Source organism: Vibrio sp. 10N.222.46.A1, from assembly GCF_041473595.1.
Lineage (GTDB): Bacteria > Pseudomonadota > Gammaproteobacteria > Enterobacterales > Vibrionaceae > Vibrio > Vibrio tasmaniensis_A.
The window spans coordinates 1-323 of the sequence record NZ_JBFRSN010001476.1; the positions used below are offsets into that span (position 1 = coordinate 1).

Annotated in this window: 1 pseudogene; it reads right to left on the bottom strand. The window is 45.8% G+C overall.

Going from position 1 to position 323, the window contains the following annotated elements:
* Nucleotides 1-323: pseudogene (locus AB4496_RS27490) on the bottom strand (sodium-dependent transporter); the annotation flags it as partial.

The window sequence follows — 323 nt, forward strand, 5'->3', positions numbered from 1 at the left end:
CGCCAATTGCTTCAGGTGCGTCTAGTAGACCACCAGCAATTTTACCGATGTATGCGATAGACCAGCCACCTACTACAGGGTAGAAACCCATGATAAGTAAACCACTGACTACGCCGATAACACCAGCGAACGTCCAGCGACGGTCAGTTGATTTAAATGCACCTACTGCTGATTTTTGCGTATGACGGCCAATCGCAAATTCAGTTAGCATCACACTAAAACCGATGAAGATTACAAAAAACAGATAAATTGCAACGAATGCACCGCCGCCACTTTCACCTGCTGTGTATGGGAATTTCCAGATGTTACCTAAGCCAACAGCA